Origin of the sequence: Streptomyces antioxidans (assembly GCF_000968685.2) — a bacterium.
GTDB classification, from domain to species: Bacteria; Actinomycetota; Actinomycetes; order Streptomycetales; family Streptomycetaceae; genus Streptomyces; species Streptomyces antioxidans.
The window spans coordinates 40,242-61,053 of the sequence record NZ_LAKD02000018.1 but is presented as its reverse complement, the minus strand read 5'-3'; the positions used below and the strand labels follow the sequence as shown (position 1 = coordinate 61,053).

14 protein-coding genes are annotated in these 20,812 nt (G+C 72.0%); 11 read left to right on the top strand and 3 right to left on the bottom strand.

The features are described from left to right. Positions 1 to 387: 387 nt before the first annotated feature. The 10 genes from VT50_RS08795 to VT50_RS08750 all read left to right on the top strand — a co-directional run bounded on the left by VT50_RS08795 (position 388) and on the right by VT50_RS08750 (position 16,550). The gene (locus VT50_RS08795) at positions 388 to 1,932 is read left to right on the top strand and encodes an acyltransferase domain-containing protein (protein ID WP_075200391.1); all 1,545 of its coding nucleotides are present in this window, start codon (positions 388 to 390) and stop codon (positions 1,930 to 1,932) included. Continuing rightward, positions 1,932 to 8,048 carry an SDR family oxidoreductase gene (locus tag VT50_RS08790; RefSeq protein WP_143645195.1) on the top strand — a complete coding sequence of 2,039 codons (6,117 nt, stop codon included), beginning with the start codon at positions 1,932 to 1,934 and terminating at the stop codon, positions 8,046 to 8,048. Before VT50_RS08795 ends, VT50_RS08790 begins: the two co-directional genes overlap by 1 nt. A gap of 38 nt (positions 8,049 to 8,086) precedes the next feature. Next, the gene (locus VT50_RS08785) at positions 8,087 to 9,121 is read left to right on the top strand and encodes a 3-oxoacyl-[acyl-carrier-protein] synthase III C-terminal domain-containing protein (RefSeq protein WP_046087017.1); all 1,035 of its coding nucleotides are present in this window, start codon (positions 8,087 to 8,089) and stop codon (positions 9,119 to 9,121) included. Further along, a complete protein-coding gene (locus tag VT50_RS08780; protein WP_046087018.1) occupies positions 9,118 to 10,503 on the top strand; it encodes a cytochrome P450 in 1,386 nt (461 codons plus the stop codon). The genes VT50_RS08785 and VT50_RS08780 overlap by 4 nt, the downstream gene beginning before the upstream one ends. Further along, on the top strand, positions 10,500 to 11,600 hold the full coding sequence (locus VT50_RS08775; RefSeq protein ID WP_053048611.1) for a Rieske 2Fe-2S domain-containing protein: 1,101 nt from the start codon (positions 10,500 to 10,502) through the stop codon (positions 11,598 to 11,600). The genes VT50_RS08780 and VT50_RS08775 overlap by 4 nt, the downstream gene beginning before the upstream one ends. 1 nt (position 11,601) lies before the next feature. Beyond that, the gene (locus VT50_RS08770; RefSeq protein ID WP_046087019.1) at positions 11,602 to 12,495 is read left to right on the top strand and encodes a 3-hydroxyacyl-CoA dehydrogenase family protein; all 894 of its coding nucleotides are present in this window, start codon (positions 11,602 to 11,604) and stop codon (positions 12,493 to 12,495) included. After that, the gene (locus VT50_RS08765; RefSeq protein WP_046087020.1) at positions 12,492 to 12,791 is read left to right on the top strand and encodes an acyl carrier protein; all 300 of its coding nucleotides are present in this window, start codon (positions 12,492 to 12,494) and stop codon (positions 12,789 to 12,791) included. The genes VT50_RS08770 and VT50_RS08765 overlap by 4 nt, the downstream gene beginning before the upstream one ends. Continuing rightward, positions 12,784 to 13,890, top strand: coding sequence for an acyl-CoA dehydrogenase family protein (locus tag VT50_RS08760; RefSeq protein WP_046087021.1), 1,107 nt, complete (start codon positions 12,784 to 12,786; stop codon positions 13,888 to 13,890). Before VT50_RS08765 ends, VT50_RS08760 begins: the two co-directional genes overlap by 8 nt. A gap of 3 nt (positions 13,891 to 13,893) precedes the next feature. Continuing rightward, on the top strand, positions 13,894 to 14,997 hold the full coding sequence (locus tag VT50_RS08755) for an HAD-IIIC family phosphatase (RefSeq protein WP_206269373.1): 1,104 nt from the start codon (positions 13,894 to 13,896) through the stop codon (positions 14,995 to 14,997). A 125-nt stretch (positions 14,998 to 15,122) separates the two neighbouring features. Then, complete coding sequence (locus VT50_RS08750) at positions 15,123 to 16,550, top strand: amidase (RefSeq protein ID WP_046087022.1); 1,428 nt, start codon at positions 15,123 to 15,125, stop codon at positions 16,548 to 16,550. Positions 16,551 to 16,793: 243 nt separating this feature from the next. Here the strand turns inward: VT50_RS08750 and VT50_RS41160 are convergent, their stop codons facing one another. Beyond that, positions 16,794 to 17,015: a discoidin/SUN/FTP domain-containing protein gene (locus VT50_RS41160; protein WP_075200392.1), complete on the bottom strand. Its 222-nt coding sequence runs from the start codon at positions 17,013 to 17,015 to the stop codon at positions 16,794 to 16,796. Positions 17,016 to 17,535: 520 nt separating this feature from the next. Here VT50_RS41160 and VT50_RS08745 point away from each other — a divergent pair. Further along, positions 17,536 to 18,150 carry a recombinase family protein gene (locus VT50_RS08745; RefSeq protein ID WP_206269372.1) on the top strand — a complete coding sequence of 205 codons (615 nt, stop codon included), beginning with the start codon at positions 17,536 to 17,538 and terminating at the stop codon, positions 18,148 to 18,150. A gap of 134 nt (positions 18,151 to 18,284) precedes the next feature. Here VT50_RS08745 and VT50_RS08740 read toward each other — a convergent pair whose 3' ends face one another. Both VT50_RS08740 and VT50_RS08735 read right to left on the bottom strand, forming a co-directional pair. Beyond that, a complete protein-coding gene (locus VT50_RS08740) occupies positions 18,285 to 19,538 on the bottom strand; it encodes a WD40 repeat domain-containing protein (protein WP_046087023.1) in 1,254 nt (417 codons plus the stop codon). Positions 19,539 to 19,563: 25 nt separating this feature from the next. Next, entirely contained in the window at positions 19,564 to 20,580 is a 1,017-nt protein-coding gene (locus VT50_RS08735) for a WD40 repeat domain-containing protein (RefSeq protein WP_079343791.1), read from the bottom strand. Between the last annotated feature and the right edge of the window lie 232 nt (positions 20,581 to 20,812).

Genomic DNA, 20,812 nt, shown 5'->3' with positions numbered 1-20,812 from the left:
CACGGGGTCTCGGCAAGCGACAAGACCGCAATGGCCGCCTGACATCACGTAATTCACTAGTCATGAACTCCATCACTTTAGGCCGAAACTGAGGCCCCGTGTTCGTTGACCCCCTGAAAGCGGCGCAGTTACCTTGACTAGCGAACCCGAATCAGCAGGGAAAGCCCTCTCCAGGGTCACGCATTTGCGGGAATGGCCACCAACATTTGGGTGGCCAGGGTCGAATTTCGCTGGACTCGCCGCTCCGATATACCGCAGCAAGCGGACGTATGTCGTCGATTTCATCGCGCCGTCGTGGCGTTTCAGGGCCCGGCTAAGCCACTGCGACATCGCCGGCAGTCGGGACGGGAGATGAGGGTGATACACGTGGTGGATTCTGTCTTTGTCATGCCGGGAACGGTTGCCGCCCCGCGCGGAGGCATCCTGTGCGACTTACACCACCGTTACGAGACCGTACGGGAATCACTGTCCCGCATCGACAAGGCGGCCCAGGAAATGGGGCTGCCCAACATCAGTGCGCGGCTTATCGAGCAGAACGGGACGAGCGACCGGCGCGGCCCCGAAGTGCAATATCTGGAGATCTTCGCGGTCAGCATCGCGACGCACGACATGCTGATCGCCGAGGGCGCCAAGCCCCTCGCGATCGTCGGGCAGAGCATCGGCGAGCTGTGGGCGCTGGCCGCCGCCGGGCACCTGTCCGTGGAGGACGCCGCGCGGCTGGCCGTGGCCCGGTCCCAGGTGCTGACCCGGCAGAGCTGGGGCGGAAAGATGCTCGCGGTCGGAGTGGACGGCCGCCGGGCGGCGTCGCTGGCCGAGCTGATCAACCATCCCCATCTGGTACTGGCCTGCGAGAACGCCCCCCGGCAGAGCGTCATCAGCGGCCCCGAAGCGTTGATCGAGCATGTGGAGCGGGTGGCCGACGCGCTCGGCTGGCCGAGTCTCCGGCTCGACGTGCCGCATCCGACCCACACTCCGGCGATGGCGCAGGCCGCGCGGGACCTGCGGGCATCCGCGCCACGCGTTCCGTACGGCGCCGGGCGCTGGCGGGTGTGCTCCCCCTGGCTGGGCCGGGATGTCGGCGATGACGATCCGGTCGACCTGGTCGCGGGCGCGCTCACCTCCCGGGTCCGGATGCTCCACACCATCCGTGAGCTGCACGCGGCCGGTGCCGACGCCTTCATCGAGTGCGGGGAGTGGCCCGTCGTCACCAAGTTCGTCGAGGCGTCCATCCCCGGGGTGCGGTGTGTCGTACCACTGAGCGAGAGCGATCCGGTCGGGGCCGTCCGGGCGCTGGTCGCGGAGTCCCCCGGCGGTGGCCCGTTCCAGCCGCGCCTGGCGGCGGCGTCGAGCAATGGGCACGGTCCCGTCGTACCGGTGAGTGGGCCGCAGCCGAGCGGACCGGCCGCGGCGCTCCCCGTCACCGCCGATCCGCCGGTCCGGGCCGCCGCGTCCGTCGTGTCCGCGGCGCCCGTGGTCCCTGTGTCCTACGTGGCGCCCGTTGCGTCGCCCTCCGTGGCTCCCGTCCCGTCTCCGGCTCCCGCGGTTCCGGTGGCTGTCGCCGCCCCGGCTCCCCCGGCCGCGTCGGTCGCGGTCGCCCCGGCCGCCGTCGCCCCCGTCTCGGCCGCCCCGGCCCCTGCTTCGGCCGACCCCGCCGCACCGTCGTCTGCCGGGGCGGACTACGACACGGTGCTGGCCGAATTGCGCACGCTCTACGGCGACTTCCTGGGCTATCCGCCCGATCTGCTCGGCGAGGACGACGGGCTGGAGGCCGAGCTGGGTGTGGAATCGCTCAAGCAGGTCGCCCTGCTCGGGATGGTGTCCGACCGGTACGGCCTGCCCGGTCTGCGGGCCAATTCCTCGCTGCTGACCGTCGGCACGCTGCGCCGGATCGCGGAGGCCGTCGTGGGCGCCCGGGCGGGGGCCGCCGGGTGATGACGACCTCCACGGAGAGTCTGCGGGGTCGGATCGCCCTGGTGACGGGGGCCGCGAAGAGCCTCGGCGCGGATATCGTCCGCCGCTTGGCGGCGAGCGGGGCCCATGTGATCGTCAACTACTTCCACTCGGTCGAGCAGGCCGAGCGGCTGCGGACGGAGCTGGAACGGGCCGGTCACAGCTGCGAGTTCATCCGCGCCTCAGTGGCCAAGACCAGCGAGATCGACCGGATGTTCGACCTGATCCAGGAGCGGCACGGTGGCCTGGACATTCTGATCAACAACGCCGCGGGCGGGGCCTTCCTGCCGCTGTTCGACATCGATGACACGTACTGGCAGCGGGCGTGGTCCACCAATGTGATGGCGGCGTACCACTGTTCGCGCCGCGCGGCCGAGCTGATGGCGGGGAGAGACGGCGCGACCATCCTCTGTCTCTCCAGCGTCGGGGCGCACCAGCCGGTTCCGGGGTACGGCCCCGGCGGCGTCACCAAGGCGGCCCTGGAGTCGCTGGTCCGCTATCTGGCGCTGGAGCTGGTCGGCCAGGGCGTCCGGGTCAACACCGTGCTGCTGGGCTCCGTCGCCAGCGAGATCGTCGTCAACCTCGACGCCCCGGCGGCGACGCCCGGTGGCCCGGCCGAGGCCAGCGAGTTGCTGAGCCGTACCGTCTCGACGCCCGAGGCGGCCAAGTTGATCGTCCACCTCCTGCACGAGGACGCCGCGTTCATCACCGGGCAGACCATCGTCGCCGACGGCGGCATCAGCATCGGCGGGATGCAGGGCCTGCGGCTGCACAGCAGGCTGGCGGACCAGGTGAGCAGGCCCGCGAGGCGCCAGCCGGTGCCCGCGGCGGCGGTGACGACGACGCCGACCGAGGCGGGCCCGGCCGCCCCCGAACCACTGGCGGCCGCCCGCCCGGCGCCCGCATCGACACCGGCACCGGCACCCGCTCCGGCACCGGCACCGGTGGCCACCGCAGCCTCCGGCCAAGCGCCCGAGACCGACCCCGGAGCCGTCGCAGTCGTCGGCCTCGGGCTGGCCCTGCCCGGTGCGAACAACACCGCGGAGTTCTGGGACCGGTTACGGGAGGGCGTCCTGCTCTCCAGCGAGCCGTCCGCCTTCGACCTGACCCACTTCTGGGCGCCCACCCGGGAGGACACCGACGCCTTCTACGTCCGCGAGGCCGCGTATGTCCACGGTTTCGTCCCCGACCCCGCCTCGATCGCCGAACCGGACGGGAACGCCGGCCACCCCGGGTGGCCGCGTACCACGCGCTGGCTGCGCCACTGCGCCGTCCAGGCCCTGGCCGGAGTGCGCCGGCGCCCGGCGGACCGGTGGCTCGCCGCGACCACCGGTATCCACGACCAGACGGGACTCGGCCCGCAGGGTGTCGTGCTCGGGGACGAGTACCGGCGGATGGTGCGCGAGGCGATCCCCGCCGACCAGGACGGTGACTGGCTCGCCGAGCTGGCCGACCACGCGATCAGCGCGCACTACGGTGGCGACGGCGGGGACCCGAAGGCGTATCTGCCCGCGTCCGTCTCCCGCGCCGCGCTGCGCGGACTGATCCCCGACGACGCGCAGCACCTGACCCTCGACGCCGCCTGCGCCAGCGGGCTGTTCGCTCTGGACGCGGCGGTCAAGGCGCTGCGCGAGGGGTCCTGCGATGTGGCGCTGGCCGGTGGCACCTCGGTGATCGAGCCGATCGGGTTCACCCTGTTCTGCCGGGCCCAGGGCATCTCGATGAGCGGCAAGGTGCGCCCCTTCGACAGGGCGGCCGACGGAACCCTCATCGGTGAGGGCTCCATCGTGCTCGCCCTGAAGCCGTACGCGCGGGCCGTGGCGGACGGCGACCGGGTGCTCGGTGTCATCCGGGGCACCGGTCTCGCCGCCGACGGCCGGGGCAAGGGCATCCACGCCCCGGCCACGCGCGGGCAGGAGCTGGCGATCGCCCGGGCCTGGGCCGACGCGGGCGTCGAGGCCGACGACGTGGACTGGGTGGTGGCACACGGCACCGGCACACCGGTGGGCGACGAGATCGAACTGCGCTCGCTGCTCTCCCGGTTGGGGCCGCGGAAGCGGGCGTGCCTGCTGACGTCGAACAAGCAGGTCTTCGGGCACACCGGGGTGCTGGCGGGCCTGGTCTCGGTCGCGCACGCCCTGGTCGCGCTCGACCGCGGGGCGGTCCCCGGCCAGCCCGTGGTCACCGATCCGCACCCGCTGCTGGAGGACGGCGCCCGGCTGACCGTACCGGTCACGGACGCGCCCTGGCCGACGGACGACGCACGGCCGCGCGTGGTCGGGGTCTCGTCGTTCGGCCTCGGAGGAGCGGACGCGCATGTGGTCCTGGCCGACCGCGTGCCGCCGGCCGCGCCCGCGCAGCGGCGGGGCGGTGAGGCTCCCACGGACACGGAGCCACTGGTCGTCGTGGGCTGGAACACCCATCTGCCCGGCCTGGACGCCGCCCAGGTGCCCGCCTGGCTGAGGGGCGACGGCCCGCTCCCGGAGGCCGGTTTCGGCATGCCGTACCCGCTGCCGTCCCCGCGTGAGGTGCGCATCCCGCCGCTGACGATGCGGCATATGGACCCCGCCCACCTGATGATGCTCCAGGCCATCGGCCCGCTGCTGGACCGGCTCGGCGAGCCGGGCGTCAGCCTGCGGCCCACCACGGCGGTGATCGTGGGGGCGACGCTGCCGACGACGCACAACACCCGGGCCGCGCTGCGGGTGCACGCGGGCGAGTGTGCCACCGCGTTCGACATCCTGCCCGACCCGGTGCGGGCACAGGCGCTCAAGGAATACCTCGCGAAGGGGATGGCGGAGGCCAAGGGGGTGATCCCGGGCGATCTGAACGAGGACGACTTCACCGGGGCGGTCTCCTGCATCCTGTCGGGCCGGGCCGCCAACTACTACGACTTCCGGGGCCTGGGCACCAGTGTGTACGCCCACCGGGACTCCGCGCACACCGCCCTGGACCTGGCCCTGCGCCAACTCCGGCACCGCGCCTGCGACCTCGCCCTCGTCGGCGCGGTGTGCCAGCGGCCGATCAGCGGCTGGGACCGCCACCTCGACGGTCTGGTGCCGGAGGGCCGGTCCATCGCGGAGGGCGCCGCGGTGGTGGCGGTCACCCGGCTCTCCACCGCGCTGGAGCACGACCTGCCCGTCCTCGGGTCGCTCGCCACCGCGGTCGACGCCGCCGGTCCCCGGGCCGCGGCCACGCCCGGGCACGCCCTGCCCGTACTGGCCGACGCCGGACACACCTATCTGTCGCTGGACGCCCTGCTGGCGGTCGTCAAGGCCGTCTCCACCGGGGCGGACACCGTCGTGACGCCCGCCGCCACCGGATCACCACTGATCCGGTTCACCCGGGCGGACGACCCGCACACCGACGGCCCGGCCCAGCAGGAACCGGACCGGGCCGCACCCGCCGGACCGGACCGGGCCGCGCACAGCGGCCCCGGCCGGCCCGCACACACCGAGCCGGGGCGTACCGCACCCGACCTGGCCAGGCCGGAACAGGCCGAGCACTTCACCGGCCGCCGCCAGACCCTCCAACTCATCCCGGCAACCCCACCCCCGCCGCAGGACGGCTCGGGGGCCACGCCACCGATCCCGCCGGGCACCATCGTCATCACCGACGCCCCGGATCTCGCCGTGGCCGCCACCGGCACGGACATCGCCGTCTGGTCGCCGCGTCCGGGCCTCGGAGCCGCCGCCCACGTCCCGCCGGAGGAGGCCCCCGGCGCCCTGGCCGACCTGCCGTTCATCCCGCGCCACATCCGGGTCCTGTCCCGGCTGCCGGTCCAGGGGGACGAGAGCGACGACGCCGGGGCCGCCCGGATGGAGGACCTTCAGGACCTCACGTTCACCACCCTCCAGGCGGCGCTGCCCGCGCTGCGCACCGGCGGCTCGCTCGGCGCGCTTCTGCTCGGCGCCGTGCCGGACGAGCTGCCGCCCCCGCTGAGCGGGCTGTTCACCGGTCTCGTCCGCTCCGTCCGGGCCGAGGTCCCGCAGTGCGGCGGAGTGACCCTGCTCAACGACGCGCCGGACGTCGCGACCGCCCTGGACCAGCTGGCGCGGGCGGGCACGGCCCAGGTGCCGACCCACACGCTGGCCTGCCGCGGGGGCGACTGGTTCACCCTGGCCGTCGCCGACGACCACGCTCCGCCGCCCCCGGCGGGCGCCGCCCCGCTGCCGCCCGGCGCGGTCGTGGTCGCCTTCGGCGGCGCCCGTGGCATCACCCCCGAACTCCTCCACGCGATCGCCCGCACCGCCGACCGGCCACAGGTGTACGTCATCGGCCGCACCCCCCTGCCGGACGGGCCGGAGACCGATGACGCGCTGCCGCCGCAGGCCGAGTTCATCGCCGAGGAACACCGCCGGCGCCCCGGCGCGTCGGTGGGTGAGCTGCGCGCCGCCTACGAGAAGGCCCAGGCGCGCCTGGAGGTGCGCCGTACGGTGCGGCGGCTGACGGAGCTGTGCGGCCGGGACCGTGTCCACCACCGTGTGTGCGATGTCCTCGACGCCGAAGCCACCACCGCCGTACTCGACGAGGTGATCGACCGCCACGGACGGATCGACCTGCTCATCAACACCGTCCTCGACCTGCGGTCGCGTGCGCTGCACGCCAAGACCCTGGCCGACTTCCGGGCGGTCCGCGCCACCAAGGCGACCGGTTACCGCAACCTCAAACGGGCCCTGGCCGGACGTCCGCCCCGGATCTGGTGCAACTTCAGCACCCTGGCGACGCTCGCCCCCGCGCCCGGTGACATCGACTACTGCGCCGTCAACGAATACCTCGCCTACGCCAGCGCCTGGGCCCAGCGCCACGGACCGGTGGGTCACCGGGAGTTGGCGATCCTCTGGAGCGGCTGGCGGGAGGTCGGCGTCGCCAGCAGCGCCACCATGCGGGAAACCCTCAAACGCAACCAGATGGACGCCTACATCAGCACCGAGCAGGGATGCGCGCAGTTCCTCTCCGCCGTGGCCCGGCCGCCGTCCAGCGGGGTGGCGTTCTTCATCCGCGATGACGAACGCGTCCTGCTGGCCCGGCGCGGCATCAGCACCCACGGTCCGGGGGGCATCGGCACCCACGGTCCGGGCGGGGTCAGCGCCCATGGCTCCTCCGGCGAGCCGCGGATCCCCGCCCCGGACGCGCCGCCGCCCGCCCCGCCGGATCCGTCGCTGACCAGTCCGCTGCTCGACGGTGTTCTGCACCGCGGCAAGGACTGGGCCGTCTTCACCAAGACCTGGGATCCCGGCACCCTGGCCGAGCGGGACGGGCGGTGGATGCGTCACCACCGCGTCAACGGCGAGTACACGCTGGCCGGTACGTTCACCCTCGAAGCCGCGGCCGCCGCGGCCACGGCCCTCTGCCCGGACCTCGCGGTCACCGGGTTCCGCGGTCTGGTCTGCCGTACGTCGATCACGGTCAGGCTCGCCGGGCCGCCGCGCACCGTGGCGGTGGAGGCCCGGGTCACCAGCCGGAGGCGCGACGGCGCCGAGGTGGCCGTCCGGATGACGGCGCACCGGATCGGCAAGAACGGCAAGGTGCTGCGCTTCAACGACCTGCTGTGCGAGACGGCGGTCGTACTGGCGGACCGCTACCCCGTACTCGCCGGACCGCCCGACTTCGCGTCCCACGACCCCGAACCCGACTTCGCGATGCCGGTGTACTCCCCCGACCCGCCGATCTCGCTCACCGGCCCGTTCGCCGGGACCAGCGACTACGCCCGCGGGCCGGACGGGAACAGCGCCCGGTTCGGCCTGGACCACACCGTCTGGGCCCCGGCCCTGGCGGGGATGACCGTACCGGCGATCCTGCTGGACGCGATGGTGCACCTGTTGCTGCTGCCCCCGCGCGGTGACCACCCGCCACTGGTCGGCCCGATGGCCGGGCTCGACCGGGTCGAGCTGAGCGGGCCGGGCAACGACTGCCAGCTCGGCGCGGAGCACCCGACGATCCGGCTGCACTGCGACTTCGACACCGGGGACCTGACCGCGGTGACGGGCCGGGGCCGGGTGCTGGCCCGTATCACCGGGGTCACCGCACACGCCCTGGACCACAGCGGAGAGCTGGTCCGGCCCCGCGCCCGCGTTCCCCAGTCGCCCCTCTCGTGACGGCGGTCGCCCCTTTCGTGACAGCGGAGGAGACAGCAGTGTTGTGGCAGGACATCACGATCGCCGGAACCGGCGCGTGGATACCCCCCATCAGGCCCGAGCAGGAGCCGCGGAGCGGACCGGGCGCCGGACAGCCCTCCATGATGGCGCTCAACGGATTCACCTCGGCCGCCGTCTCGAAGGACGACACGGCGACCCAGATGGCGGCCCGGGCCGGTCTCAAGGCGCTGCGCCACGCGGATGTGGCCGGTGCCTCCCTGAGCCTCCTCGTGCACGCCGGTTTCCAGGACGGCGACCACTACACGCCCTCGGCCTATCTGATGCGGGTGCTCGGCGGAGGGGACACCGCCGGGATCGAGGTCGGTGCCGCCAGTGACGGCGGGGCCGCCGCGCTCGTCGCCGCGGCGGACCACCTCGCCGCCCGGCCGGACGCGAAGGCCGCGCTGGTCACCACCGGTGCCCGGTTCCCGGACGAACGGTGGGGCTATTCCCGGGAGTTGGGCTATGTGGCGGGTGACGCCGGGGCCGCCGCCGTCCTCACCCGAGGGACGGGCTTCGCCCGCCTGGTGGCGACCGCCCATGTCACGGAGTCGCGGCTGGAGGCGCAGACCCGGTCCAGGGAGGGCCACACCGGTGTCGCCCGGCGGTCCCCCGTCGAGGAGACCGGCTTCATGCCCCATATCGATGTGCTGCGGCGGGCCACCCACCGCTGCGTCGAGGCCGTCCTGGACGAGGCCGGCGTGAAACCGGCGGACATCACGCATGTGGTGCCCATCGCGATCGGCTCGGTCGTGCTCGACATGCTGCTCACCGGCTCACCGCTCGGCGTCCGCGCCGACGACACCAGCTGGACCTACGGGCGCCACATCGGCCACGCCGGCCCCTCCGATGTGCTGCTCGCCCTGGACCGTACGTTCCGCTCCGGCACGCTGCGGGCCGGGGAACGGGTCCTCGTCGTGAGTTTCGGCGTCGGCTTCCGCTGGACCACCGCACTGCTCGAGGTCATCCGCGATCCCGCCGCCCCGGCGTTGTCTCCGGCCGGTCGCTCCCACCCAGAAGGAGGTCGTCCATGACGGACACGAGTACGGCGACCGCCGCGTCGGTGCCGCTGGCGCCGCGGGCCCTGCCGCTGCTGGGCCATGCGCTGCCCCTGCTCCGCGATCCGCTGGCGTTCATCATGTCCCTGTCCGGCTACCGAGAGATGGTCCGGGTCCGGCTGGGCCCGAGCACCGCCATGATGATCTGCGATCCGGACCTGACCCGGCAGGTGTTCCTGAACGACCGGATCTTCGACAAGGGCGGCCCGATCTACGACCGGATCCGCGAGGTCATCGGCGACGGCCTGTCCACCTGCCCGTACCCCCTGCACCGGCGGCAGCGGCGGCTGTGCCAGCCGTCGTTCCACCCCACCAGGCTCGCCGGGTACGGGACGGTGTTCGCCCGGGCGGCCGAGGTGAAGGCGGAGTCCTGGCGCGACGGCGACGTCCTCGACGTCACCCAGGAAATGATGACGCTGACGACACGGGCCACCATGGAGACGATGTTCAGCGGCTCGCTCCCGGCGGAGACCATGCGGCGGGCCCTGGCCGACACCTCCACCATCGTGACCGCGTTCTTCCGACGGATGATGACACCGGCCCTGCTGCGCCGGGTGCCGACTCGGCGGAAGCGGCGGTACGACCAGGCCCGCAGCCGGCTGTCGGCCACCATCGCGGAGATCATCGCCGAGCGGCGCGCCGATCCGACCGACCATGCCGACCTGCTCTCCACGCTGGTCGCGGCGGTGGACGAGGAGAGCCAGGACGGGAGGAAGCAACTGAGCGACACCGAACTCGCGGACGAGGCCCTTACGTTCTTCCTCGGCGGGATGGAGACCACGGCCATCACCCTGGCCTGGGCGCTGCACCTGCTCGCCACGGCCCCGGACGTCCAGCAGCGTCTCCGGGCCGAGACCCATCAGGTGCTGGCCGGTGGGAAGGTCGATCCCGGGCAGCTGCCCTCGCTCGGCCTGGCCGCCCGGGTGGTGACCGAGACGCTGCGGCTGTATCCGCCCGCCTGGATGATGACCCGCGCGGTCCGGCAGGACACCGAACTCGGCGGGGTACGGCTCAAGGGCGGCAGCACCATCGTGCTCAGCCCGTACCTGCTGCACCGGAGGGCGGACCTCTACCCCGACCCCGACCGGTTCGACCCGGACCGCTGGCTCGGCGGTCAGCCCGACCGGGCCGCCTACATCCCGTTCGGCGCCGGGGCGCGCAAGTGCATCGGCGACCAATTCGCCCTCACCGAGGCCATCCTGGCCCTCACCGCCATCGTCGCCCGCTGGGAGCTGGCCCCGGTCGGCGACCAGCCGTTCCGGCCCAAGGTGGAGACCAGCCTGAGTTCGCGCGGGCTGCGCCTGCGGATCAGTGAGCGGCGGACGAGCGGCGCCGAAGCACGCGGAGTGATGCCGTGAAGCCTCATCTGAAGCCGCTGGTGAAGCGGCTCCTCCAGGCCCGGAGGGTGAGCCTGCCCAGCGCGGCCCCGGCCGACAGCCTGCGCACCCCCGCCCTCCCCTACCCCAATGGCTGGTTCTGCCTGGCCTTCACCGATGAGGTGCGGCCCGGATCCGTCACCACCCGTCCGCTCGCGGGCACCGAGGTCGTCCTCTACCGGACGGCCGGGGGCGTGCTGCGGGCCGTCCGGCCCCGGTGCCCGCATCTGGGGGCGCATCTCGGGGTCGGCGGCTCGGTCGAGGGCGAGGACATCGTCTGCCCCTTCCACCGGTTCGCGTTCGACCCGGCCGGCACCTGTGTCCGCACGGGCTACGGCACACCACCGCCGAAGGCGTCCCTGGCGGGGTACCCGGTGTGCGAGGCCAACGGCTCGATCTACGTGTGGTGGCACGCCCTCGGCCTGCCCCCGCAGTGGGAGGTGCCGGTCTTCCCCATGGACGACCGGCAGCCGTTCAGCCATGACACCTTCGACATCGCCGGTCACCCGCAGGACGTCATCGAGAACGCCTTCGACTGGGGTCACCTCCCGGCGCTGCACGGTCTCAAGGGCCTGGACATCGAGGGCACTCCGGTGGCCGGGGAGCCGACCAGCACCGTCACCGCGACCGCCCGCGGCACCATGATGCGCGGGTTCCGCCAGTCCTACACGCTCACGGTGATCGGACTGGCCACCATCGCGGCGCGCACGGCCCTGCCCCGGGGCGCGGGCGCCCTCCATGTGATGCTCCACGCGACCCCCACCAGCCCGGGACGCATCCAGCTCCGGTTCGGTACGAAGCTGGAGCTGAACGGCGTCCCCGGGGTGCCCGGGGCGGTGGGGCGCGCGGCGGCCGTGCCCGTCGCCCGGCTGCTCAGCGCCGTCCTCCAGCGGGTGGCGAGCGTCGACACCGGCGCGGACCTGCTGATGTGGCACTACCAGGAGCATGTCGAGCACCCGAAGCTCGCCAAGGGCGACGGTCCGGTGGGCCGGTACCGGCAGTGGGCGCAGCAGTTCTACACGGAGCCCAGGGGCGATCTCGTACCACCGCGCCGGGCCGCGGACCCGAAGAGGGGGTGACATGGCGGCGGAGAGCGGTACGCCCGGCGCCGGGCGGCGACTGGCGGTGCTCGGAGCGGGGGTGATGGGATCGGGCATCGCCGCGCTGGCGGTCGGGCACGGGGTCGCGGTGTCGCTGATCGACCCGGACCGGCAGCGACTGGACGCGGCCCCGGCGAGCGTCGACCACCAGGTGCGGACGGCGCGGCTGATGGGTGCGCTGCCCGATGAGGCCGTCCCCGGCGCCCTCGTCACTTGCCCGTCGCTCGCCGACCTGCCGACGGCCGACGGCACGGCCCCCACCGCGGTGATCGAGGCGGTCACCGAGGACGCGGACGCCAAGGCGAAGGTCCTCGCGGAGGTGTCCGCGCTGGTCGCGCCGGGCACCCCGATCATCTCCAACACATCGTCCATTCCCATCGACGAGTTGGCCCTGGCGATGGCACGGCCGGTCGATCTGATCGGCACCCACTTCATGAACCCGCCCTATCTGATCCGGACGGTCGAGGTCATCCGGGGCACCCACACCGGCGAGGCGACCCTGGAGGCGCTGCGGGCGCTGCTCGCCGCGCTGCACCGGCAGCCGATCGTGGTCCGCGACGCACCGGGCTTCGTCACCAGCCGGATCCTCCACCCGATGATCAACGACGCGGTCCGGGTGGTGGCGGCGGGTACCGCGAGCGCCGAATCGGTCGACGGGCTCATGCGGGGGTGCCTGGGCCACCCCACGGGCCCGCTGCGCACGGCCGACCTCATCGGTCTTGACAACCTGGTCGACTCGCTGTGGGTGCTGCACCGCCGGACCGGTGACGAAGGCTGCCGCCCCTGCGATGTGCTGCTGGAAATGGTGCGGGCCGGTCACCTCGGCCGCAAGAGCGGGCGCGGCTTCTACGAGTACGAGGGAGAGCAGGCATGACCACGTCATCCAACCAACCGGTGCCGGACTCCAGCACCGTCCAGGCGGACATGCTGGAGTTCCTGGCGAAGCGCACGGGGACGGCCTGGGCGGCCGACGCGGACGTCTTCGGCTCCGGCGGGCTGTCCTCGCTCTTCGCGATGGAGCTGGTGGTGCACCTGGAGACGTCGTACGGCATCGCCATCCGCGGCGGCGACCTGCGGCTGGAGAACTTCCGCACCGTGCGGCGGATGGCCGCGCTGGTCGACCGGCTCCGGCAGCCCGCCCCCGGCGGCAGCGGCGGCTCCGGTGCGTGACCCCGTCGCCGCGGCGGCCTCGGCGGTCACCGCACTGGTCGGCGACCGGGCGGCCGACTGGGACCGTACGGGCCGGCTGCCCGGGGATCTGGTGCGGAGACTCGGCGCCGCCGGGCAGCTCGCCGCCCAGATCCCGGCGAAGTACGGCGGGCCGGGGTGGAGCAGCGCGGACAACGGCGAGTTCACCGCCCATGTCGGCAGTCTGTGCGGCTCGCTGCGGAGCGTGATGACCTCGCAGGGCATGGCCGCGTGGACCGTGGAACGGCTCGCTGACCCGGCGCAGGCGGCGGAGCTGCTGCCCCGGCTCGCCTCGGGCGACACGGCGGCCGTGGCCTTCAGCGAACCCCAGGCGGGCAGCGATCTGTCGGCCATCGAGACCACCGTCACCGTCGACGGGGACTCCCTGCTGCTCAGCGGCCACAAGACCTGGGTGACCGCCGCCGACTACGCCGATCTCATCCTGGTCGTGGCCCGGATGGACGAGGGGGGCGCCGTGGTGGCCGTGGACCGGACCGCCCCCGGGGTGCGGGTGCGGCGGGTGGCCGAACCCCTGGGCTGCCGGGCGGCCGGGCACGCGGAAGTCCGGCTGCACGGCGTGCGGTTGCCGCTGAGCAGACTGCTGGGCGGCGGTCGGCAGCCGCTGTCCCTGCTGGTGACGACGGCCCTGGCCTACGGCCGGATCTCCGTCGCCTGGGGCTGTGTCGGGATCCTGCGGGCCTGTGTGGCGGCGGCCGTCGAACACGCCGGAACCCGCCGCCAGTTCGGCCGGCCGCTGGGGCGACACCAGCTGGTCGCCCGCCACCTGGCCGACCTGTGGACCGCCGAACAGATCGCCGCCCGGGCCTGCGAGCACGCCAGCCGCTGCTGGGACGAGCACGACGCCGGTCTGGTCCCGGCCATCGTGCTGGCGAAGTACGTCAGCGCCACCCACGCGGCCAAGGGCGCGGCCGCCGCGGTCCAAGTGCTCGCGTCGGCCGGGGCGCGGGACGGCCATGTCGTGGCGCGGGCGTACCGCGACGCCAAGCTCATGGAGATCATCGAGGGCAGCGACGAGGTGTGCCAGCTGATCCTGGCCGACCACGCGCTCAGGCAGGGGTGAGACATGGGCGACACCACCGCGGTCCCGCCCGCGACCGTGAAGTGCCTGGTCTGGGACCTCGACAACACGCTGTGGCGCGGCACACTGCTGGAGGACGAGAACGTCGTCCTGTCCGAAGCGGTCCGGAAGGTCATCGTCGGCCTGGACGCACGGGGCGTACTCCAGTCGGTGTCCAGCCGCAATGACCACGACCACGCCTGGGCACGGCTGACGGCGCTCCGCGTCGCCGAATACTTCGTCGTGCCGGAGATCGGCTGGGGGCGCAAGTCGGATTCCGTACGCCGGATCGCCGAGCGGCTGAACTTCGCCCCCGGCACCATCGCCTTCATCGACGACCAGCCGGCTGAGCGGGCCGAGGTCGCCCACCATCTGCCGGAGGTGCGCTGCTACCCGGCGGCGGACGCCGCGACGCTGCTCGACCGGCCCGAGTTCAGCCCGGGGTCGGTGACCGTCGACTCGCGCCAGCGCCGGAGGATGTACCAGGCGGGCTTCCGGCGCACGGCCGAGCAGGCGCGGTTCACCGGCTCCCACGAGGACTTCCTCCGCTCGCTGGAGATGGTGCTGCGCATCGAACGGGCCACGGAGGAGGAGCTGTCGCGGGTCGAGGAACTGACCCTGCGCACCAGCCAGATGAACGCGACCGGGGTGCACTACCCGGACCGGGCGCTGCGCGCACTCCTCACCCACCCCGGCCATGAGGTCCTGGTCACGACGCTCACCGACCGCTTCGGATCGCACGGTGCCGTGGGTGTGCTGCTGCTCGAGAAGCACCCGGCGGCATGGCACCTGATGCTGCTCGCCACCTCGTGCCGTGTGGTGGCGTTCGGCGCCGGGACGATGATCCTGAACTGGCTGGTCGACCAGGCGGCCCGGGCCGGTGTCCATCTGTTGGCTGACTTCCGCCCCACCGACCGCAACCGGATGATGGAGATCGCCTACCGGTTCGCCGGTTTCGACGAGCGGCCCTGCGACTGCCGGGGTCAGCTCTCCGGGAGGTCGGGCGGGGACGTCCAGCTGCTGCACCTCGCCGCGGAGCGGCGAGCCGCCCCCACAACGGCCCGGCTCATCGCCCCGGACCTCCGGGGCCTCCCGCGCTCCCCGAGTTGAGCCTCGCCTGCCCTCCCGCTCGGTGCGCGGGGTGATGCGCGCCCGCCGTCACCGGTGATCAACCGCGGCGTACGCTGCGGATGTGGCTGCGTCCTGCATCTTAGTGACGGCGGAAGGGCTGACCCGTGGGCGAGAGTGAGCTGTACTACCGGGACGCGACCGAGCTGGCGGCGCTCATCGCGGAGCGACAGGTCTCCGCCGTGGAAGTGGTACGGGCGCATCTGGACCGCATCGCGGCGGTCGACCCGCGCCTCAACGCCGTGACGGTGACCGCCGAGCGGGCGCTCGACGCGGCGCGGGCCGCCGACCGGGCCGTGCGGGCGGGCACGGCTCTGGGCGCTTTGCACGGCGTTCCGTTCACGGTCAAGGACTCGCTGGATGTGGCGGGGATGGTCGCCGCACGCGGCTCGGCCCTGTTCCGGGACCGCGTCCCGGCCAGCGACGCGACCGCGGTGGCCAGGCTCCGGGCGGCGGGCGGGATTCCGCTGGCCAAGACGAACCTGCCCGAGTTCTCCTACTGGACCGAGACCGACAACCTCATCACCGGCAGGTCGGTCAACCCCTGGGACCCCGAGCGGACTCCGGGCGGTTCGAGCGGTGGGGAATCAGCCGCGATCGCCGCCGGGATGTCCCCGCTCGGATTGGGCAGCGATGTCGCCATCTCGGTGCGGGGACCCGCCCACGACACCGGCATCGTCGCGCTGAAGGCCACCCGGGGCCGCATCCCGGCCACCGGCCACTGGCCCGAGGTTCCCCGGCGCTACTGGCACATCGGTCCGATGGCCCGCAGCGTGCGGGACATCGGGGTTGCGCTGGGGGTCCTCGCGGGACCCGACGGCGTCGACGGCTATGTGCGGCACCATCCGCACCCCGCCGACCTGCCCGGACCGGGGGACCTCGGACCGGGGGACGTAGCCGGGCTGCGGGTGGGCTGGGCGACCGAGCCCGCCTTCGGCCCGGTCGACCGCGAGGTGGCGGCCACCGTCACCGCGGCGGCCGACGCCCTGCGCACCCTGGGCTGCGCGGTCGAACCGGCTCCGCTCCCCGGGCTGGAGGCCCTTGACGCCACCACGCTGAGCGCGGTGCTGTTCACCGCCGAGGTCGTGCCGTACTTCCAACAGGCCGTCGGCGACCACGGGCCCGAGCTGCACGGCGTCATCCAGCGCGCGCTGACCGCGCCGGACGTGACGCTGGCCGACTATCTCGCCGCCCAGCAGCGGGTCGAGGCGCTGAGCTCGATGTTCGCCCAGTACTTCGAGCGTTACGACGTCCTGCTGTGCCCCGTGTGCCCCGTCCCCGCGCCGCCGCACGCCCGGCAGACCTTCGACGTCGGCGACCTCACCGTCCCGGCACGCGGCATCATGCGCGCGACGGTCCCGTTCAACCTCACCGGCCTGCCCGCGCTCTCCCTCCCCTTCGGGGCCACCGACGGGAAGCTGCCGATCGGCGTCCAGCTCGTCTCCCGCTGGTACGACGAGGCGACGGTCCTGCGGCTCGGCGCGGCCCTGGAGACCATCAGCCCGGTCCGGCACCGCCGCCCCGATCTCAGCTGAGCAGGGTGAGGGTGAAGCGCGCAGCCGACGTGACCGCCGTCGCGGCAGGCAGCGCGGCGTCGAAGGAGGTGCCGTCGGGCGGTCAGCCGCTGCGTGTCCTCGAAGACCATTGTGTCCGTGCCGGTGGGCGGGATCGTGATCCGCGTCGGACGATCGTGTCGTCGTAGGCGCCGGTCGCATTCCGGCCTTCACGCACCACGAGCCCGGCGCGTCCGTCGACGTCGAGCCAGCCGCCGCGGCTGCTCACCGCCGGGCTCGGTCCAGTCGCCAGGTCCCGCCAGTCCCGGCCATTCGTGGAGCCCTGGATGCGGTAGGCGCGGCCCGCTGCCGATTCCAAGCCAGGATGACCCGGTCGATCCGGCGCTCGGCGCCGAGGCCGACGGCCAGCCAGTTGTCGGTGAGCGGACGGCCGGCCTTCGACACCGCCCACCGAGTGGCCGCGCCGCCGTCGACCGCGAGCCACACGCCCTTCCTCGTGTCTTCCCACGAGGCGGTGGCGGACGCGGACCCACCGCGCGCGAGGTCCGTGCCCCGGGCGCCGTCGCGCGCCGCGAAGGCGTTACAGCGAGTACTCGTAGGCCGGGTGCCCAGTCATCGTTACTGGACCGGACACCGGCGGCACGCCGAGGAGCGAGACTAACGAGCTCGTGCATGGTTGGTGGTGAGACGTCGAGGTCGTGATCGTTGATCATGGTCGTGTGGTGGGTAATGCGACTCGTGCAGTGATCATCAGCAACCGACGGATCAGGGGGTCGAGTAGGAACCGCGCAGAGAGTGCAGTTTGGTGTCACATGAGTTGACACCTGCTTGGGGTCGTCTCCGTCGGGCGGGTCGGGGCCCTGCCTTTCGTTGTGTCATAAGCATGGATGTGACACAGGCCATCGGTGGCCGGACGGTGATCACGTCCCCGCAGATTGATCGGTGTCAAAAGCTGGTGCCACAATGAGGTGTCAGAAGCCGTGTCATGGCGTCAAGTTGTGGGACGGTGGTGCGCATAGATCTCGCGTATTGCAGAGTCAGTACGACCGCGCAGGACCTCGCCCGGCAGATCGACGCGATGCGCGCTGCTGGCGTCGCTGAGGAACATGTCTACGTCGACAAGCGCACGGGCGCGAACATGGACCGCGAGGGCCTGACCGCCTTGCTCGCCTTCGCGCGGCCAGGCGACGGGATCAACGTGCTCACCCTGGACCGGCTCGGCCGGAACATGCGCGAGACCCTGAACCTTGTGCACGACCTCACCGAGCGCGGCGTCTTCCTGCGTGCCCTTGGCGACAAGCTCGCCGTGGATACCAGCGAGCCGGGCCCTGGAACGGACATGGCCATTGCGCTGCTGGCGATGTTCGCGCAGATGGAGCGGATCTACATGCTGGAGCGCGCCGCCGGCGCCCGCGCAGCCAAGGAAGCCCGCGGGCTGCCGACCGGGCGACCGGCGAAACTCAACGCGACGACCCGTGCCGGAGCCGCCCAGCGGATCGAGGACGGCGCGATCCCCGAGCAAGTCGCCGCCGACCTCGGGGTGAGCCGTTCTACGCTGTACCGGGAACTCCGAAAGTACCGCGACCGTGCCGCAACCGAACCCGTCGGGCAGGAAGACTGATCGGTACGCCGGACCGCATCTGAGCGGTCAAGGGGCTACTCCGTTGGTATTTCAGTAGCTGGTCGCGCAACTGACCTCCGTGGCCGTCTACCTGTCCGGCGGCCGCTGTCTGGGCGTCAGCGGCAGCCGGCGGTCTACTCGGGGATGTCCAGGCCGGTGAGGAACCACGCCTCGATGGTCTCATCGACGGTCACCATCGCCCGCCCATCGGGAGTAAATGAGACGATCTGGTGGTTGGGGGATGCCCACAGTGTCCGTGCGGTCGAGTCGAAGAGCATCGAGCCCTTGTCCGCCGTGACGAAGGCGTACGGGCCGCGGTCGGTCCACACGGCGCGTGTCCCGAAAATAGCGAGGCTCAGGTTTGTGTCGATCTCGACCGGAAGCTCCGTCGGCCGGATCAGCTCACCGACCGCGCGGGAAGGTCCGATTTTCAGCAGCTGGGCGGCGGGTGCGGCATCGTCGGCCATACCGCCCACGGTGAACACTGCGGTTCCATCAGGCGCCATGGCGAGGGCGTTCACACGGCTGAGCCGGGTTGGGATGGTGACCAGCACGGCACCGCTGTCGACCTCACGGACCACGACCCGGCCTTCCGGCGACGTGTGCGCCAGCAACTGGCCTTCCGCGTCGAGTGCGACGGGGCCAAACGCCTGCTGTTCAACTGGGACGCTGAGCACTACTTGGCCCGTCTCTGTCTCCATGACGGCGACCCTGCCCGACACGCAGGTGCCGATGGCCACCCGGCAGCCGTTGCCGCTGAAGCCAATCCGGACGTAATCCTCGTCCTCGTCGTCGAGGACGTCGTTGTTGTCCGTTCCGGAGCACTCTGGAAGGGTCCATAGCTCATCCCCGGTCTCGGCGGACCAGGCGTGCAGGCGGCCTTCGACAGACGTCACCACAGTCCGACCGTCCGGACTGAGCTGCATGTCGTGGGGCTCGTCGTGATAGTCGGCTCCTTCGAGGAGCCAGGTCAGCTGATCCTTCTCAATGGTGTTCCAGCGGACGATGTCGCCGCCGTTGTGGTGCCACTCGGCTGCTGCGCCCAACGCCACCCAGGACAGATCGGAGGGCGCCGCTACGGCGGTCGCCCCGTGGTAGAAGTACGCGTCGTCGAGTCCCGTCTCCTCACCTTCGTCGTGCTCATCCTCAGCGACGCGAAGGATTCCGAGGTGGCGCACTCCGGCAAGGGAGTGGTGCGGGCGCACGTCGCCCGTCGTCCACTGGTCCCACCAGTCGTCGGGCATGGGACGCTGCTGCGCGGGCCAGGACAGCACCTGGGGCGCGACCGCGGCCAGCCTGTCCTCATCCAATTCGGCGAGGAGCAGGCAGACTTCGTGCCAGACCTGTCTGGTCGGGCGTGCGTTCAGCAGTTCGTCAAGAGAGCTCATCGCAGCGACGTCCTTCTGGCTGTGGTCATGGGAGGGGGTGGGCGTGCACGCCGTCGTCGGGTGAGGCGATCACCAGGGTGCGGCCGTCGGGGGTGAGCGTGGCGGCGATCCGCGGGCCGAGGACGTCCACGGTGAGGATGGCGGTGGCGGTGGCGAGATTCCAGACGGTGACGCGGTTCCGGTCCACGATCGGCACGCGCGGTTCGCCGCCGCACCATACGGGCCGCAGGTTGATCCGGTCGACGCGTTCGTCGGTCGGTACAACCACCGGTTCCGGGTCACCGGCCGGGTTGTCCAGGTCGATGATCGTAGCCACCGTTTGATCCGGCCGGGCGCCCACAACGACGAGTGCGGCACCGTCCGGACTGAACGCCAGGCCGTTCGCCCATCGGATACCGGTACGGAGCTCGGCGTGCGATCCGCTGCCAATCTCCTGGACGACGACCCCCTCGTCCTCCTTCCAAAACGTGCGGCAAGGGCGGCAGAACGCCAGGCGTGATCCGTCGGCGCTCAGAGCGACGGCTCCCTCGCCCTCCACCCGGTCGTCGTAGGCGAGGTCCTTGAAAATCTCCCGGACGTCGTGGCGGACACGCCGGGTCTGCACGTCCCAGACGACAACGTTCCGGGTGAACGCGTTGGCTGTGGCGAACGATCGGCCGCCGACCGCAACCTGGGCGAGCGGCAGATCACGCGACCCGCCGCTCCCGATCATGCCCAGCCGCCATCGCTCACAGGGGTCGTCGAGCGCCCAGCGGTAGATCGAGTTGCCGCTGTCCATGGCCGTCAGCGCTGATCCATCGGGGTCGAAGAGGAGATCGTGGACACCTCTACGATCGGGAACGGTCAGGCGGGTCACGGCCCCGTCCGACAGCACCAGCACCTCGGTGAACTCCTGGAACCACGGCGCGGTCGTCGCGACCGCTGTCCGGCTCAGGTCCGTGGTGACCGCGACCGCGGTTATCCGTTGGGGTGTGGGCGAACGCGCGGGAAGGGCATGCAGTGTCTCCAGATCTTCGGGTGCACTGAGTTGCCGCACTGACATGACATTTCCGATCAGACATGATGATCAATTAGGACCCTGAGAGTATAGAGATCGTCACTGACGAATCTCAGGGCGTCACGGAACTCGAGACGTCAGCCACCCAACCGAACCCAAGTGCCTGATCGTCCTCGGGGCCACACCCGCGACTTCGCGGGTGACTTCACCACTCGCCTGGACAACGCCGCCCGATACGTGAATCGGTGACTACCGCCAACCTCGCGGCTGACTTGGG